General features: G+C 73.6%; 3 protein-coding genes and 1 pseudogene. 3 read left to right on the forward strand and 1 reads right to left on the reverse strand.

All coding sequences use genetic code 11. From position 1 onward, the window contains the following. Nucleotides 1–284: pseudogene (locus Q0848_RS18815) on the reverse strand (hypothetical protein); the annotation flags it as partial. A 98-nt stretch (nucleotides 285–382) separates the two neighbouring features. On the opposite strand from Q0848_RS18815, the gene Q0848_RS18820 reads away from it, so the two are divergent. From Q0848_RS18820 to Q0848_RS18830, 3 genes are read left to right on the forward strand one after another with little or no spacing between them, the layout of a single operon-like run. After that, nucleotides 383–808 carry a metalloregulator ArsR/SmtB family transcription factor gene (locus Q0848_RS18820; protein ID WP_299040366.1) on the forward strand — a complete coding sequence of 142 codons (426 nt, stop codon included), beginning with the start codon at nucleotides 383–385 and terminating at the stop codon, nucleotides 806–808. Further along, nucleotides 808–1,734 (forward strand): cation diffusion facilitator family transporter, encoded by a 927-nt coding sequence (locus tag Q0848_RS18825; RefSeq protein WP_299040368.1) that lies wholly within the window; start codon nucleotides 808–810, stop codon nucleotides 1,732–1,734. Before Q0848_RS18820 ends, Q0848_RS18825 begins: the two co-directional genes overlap by 1 nt. 60 nt (nucleotides 1,735–1,794) lie before the next feature. After that, entirely contained in the window at nucleotides 1,795–2,499 is a 705-nt protein-coding gene (locus Q0848_RS18830) for a cation diffusion facilitator family transporter (protein ID WP_299040369.1), read from the forward strand. Nucleotides 2,500–2,603 lie beyond the last annotated feature (104 nt).

A 2,603-nucleotide genomic window follows, 5' to 3' on the forward strand; every position in this document is an offset into this window, starting at 1 on the left:
CAGGCCTCGCACTCCAGGTCTAGGAACTCCACCAGCACCGGGGCATCGGTCCCGGCGTCGGACAGGTAGTGGCTGTCAGCGGCGACCACGGGCACGTCCGCCGCGGGCTCGGGTGCGTTGGAGCCACCGGTGACCAGGGTCAGCACCACCAGGGCGGCCACGACCGCCAGGAACCCGCCCGCGAGCACCGTCAGCACCCGCCCGGTCCTGCTCGTGCGGGACCTGGCCGGCGCCTTGGGGCCGCGCGGGGACGCGGCGCGGGCTGGCGTGGTCGTGCTCGGCACGGCAGCAGCTCCTCGGTCGGGTGGGGAGGCAGTAGCCGCATCATTCTCGAGCGACCGAGACCTCAACGTAACAGAGCAATGCTGGTTAGATTCTGAGAGTGACGACCGCCCCGGAGACGTGCGACCTGCTGTGCATGGACCTGCCGCACGCGGAAGCGGTGCGGGAGGTCCTCCCGGGCGTCGAGGAGCTGACCTCGGCGGCGGCCCTGGCCAGAGCCCTGGCCGACCCCACCCGGCTGAAGGTCGCCGCGGCGCTGGCCGCCGGCGGAGCGATGTGCGGGTGCGACCTCGCGTGGGTCACCGCCCTGGCGCCCAACCTCGTCTCCCACCACGCCCGGCTCCTGCGCGCGAGCGGCCTGGCCACCTCCAAGCGCGAGGGCAAGCTGGTGAAGTACCAGCTCACCCCCATCGGGCGGGTGCTGCTGCAGGCCGTCCTCGGCCCCGCCACCCCCCACGAGCTCCCGCTGACCCCCGCCGACGCGTCGGGGCAGGAGGAGCCAGTGCTGGCGACCGGCGCGGTCTGATGGGAGCCGGGCACACCCACGACCACGGGGGCGACGCGGGCACCGACCAGCGGCGACGGCTGCTGACCGTGCTGGTCCTGACCGCGACCGTGATGGTCGTGGAGGTCGTCGGCGGCATCCTGTCCGGCAGCCTGGCGCTGCTGGCCGACGCCGCGCACATGCTCACCGACGTCGTCGGCCTGGGCATCGCCGTGCTCGCCGCGACGCTCGCGCTGCGCCCGCCCACGGCCCGACGGACCTGGGGCTACCGCCGGGCCGAGGTCCTGGGCGCCAGCCTGCAGGCCGGGCTGCTGCTGGCCGTGGGGGTCCTCATCGCCGTCGAGGGCGTGCGCCGCCTGCTGGACCCTCCTGAGGTCACCGCCGGGCTGGTGCTGGTGTTCGGGGCCATCGGCCTGGCCGTCAACATCGCCGGCCTGGTCATCCTCGCCCGAGGGAGGGCCGCGTCGGTCAACACCCGGGCGGCGTTCCTGGAAGTGGCCGCCGATGGGATCGGCTCGGTCGCCGTGCTGGTCTCCGCGGCCGTGGTCTTGGCCACCGGGTGGCAGCGCGCCGACGCTCTCGCGTCCTTCGTCGTCGTCGCGCTCATCGTCCCCCGGACGCTGAGCATCCTGCGGGAGACCACCGCGGTCCTGCTCGAGGTCGCACCCCGCGACCTGGACCTGGACGCGGTCCGCACCCACCTGCTGGAGCAGGCGCACGTGCACGCCGTGCACGACCTGCACGCCTCGGAGATCGTCTCCGGCCTGCCCGTGCTCTCAGCCCACGTCGTCATCGACGACACCTGCTTCCTCGACGGCCACGCCCCCCGCGTCCTGGACGCGCTGCAGACCTGCGTCGCCGAGCACTTCCCCGTGCCCGTCCACCACGCGACCTTCCAGCTCGAGCCGGTCTCCCACCACGAGCACGAAAGACACGCCCATGCCTGAGACCCTTCCCCACACGACGGCCGAGCCGCAGGAGGGCCCCGCCCGGCTGGTGAGGTGCTGATGGCCACCACCCGTGCCGCCGCGCCGGTCGCCACCGACCCCGCGCGGCGGGCCCAGCTGACCCGACGGGTGCGCTGGATCGTCGCGGCCACAATCACCTACAACGTCATCGAGGCCGTCGTGGCCATCACCGCCGGGCGCATCGCCTCCTCCGCAGCCCTGGTTGGCTTCGGCCTGGACTCCGTCGTGGAGGTGCTGTCGGCGGCCGCGGTGGCCTGGCAGTTCTCCGCCCCCGACCCCGCCCGCCGTGAGCGCCTGACCATGCGGGTCATCGCCGCGTCCTTCGTCGGGCTGGCCGTCTTCGTCAGCATCGACGCCGTCCGCACCCTGCTGGGGGCCGTCGAGCCCGAGCACTCCAGCGTCGGCATCGCCCTGGCAGCGGTCAGCCTCGCCGTGATGCCCTTCCTGAGCTGGTTCGAGCGCCGCACCGGCCGTGAGCTCGGGTCCGCCTCGGCGGTCGCGGACTCCAAGCAGACCCTGCTGTGCACCTACCTGTCCGCGGTCCTGCTGGTCGGGCTGCTGTTGAACTCTGCCCTCGGGTGGACCTGGGCTGACCCCCTCGCCGCGCTGGTCATCGCCGCCGTCGCCCTCAAGGAAGGCCGCGACGCCTGGCGCGGAGAGGGCTGCTGCGCGCCCGGGCCCATCACCCCCGCCGCCCGCGGGGCAGCGCCCGCGACGGGTGGGTGCACCGACGGCTGCTGTTGACCCCGACCACCCGGCCGTTGGCAGCGCATCGGTCGCCGTTGTTGTGGGGATCCTCCTACCGGAGTGTCCCTGGCCTAATCCGATCGTTTGAGCGACAGTCGCGC

It is taken from the genome of uncultured Pseudokineococcus sp., from assembly GCF_947495735.1.
Taxonomy (GTDB): domain Bacteria; phylum Actinomycetota; class Actinomycetes; order Actinomycetales; family Quadrisphaeraceae; genus Pseudokineococcus.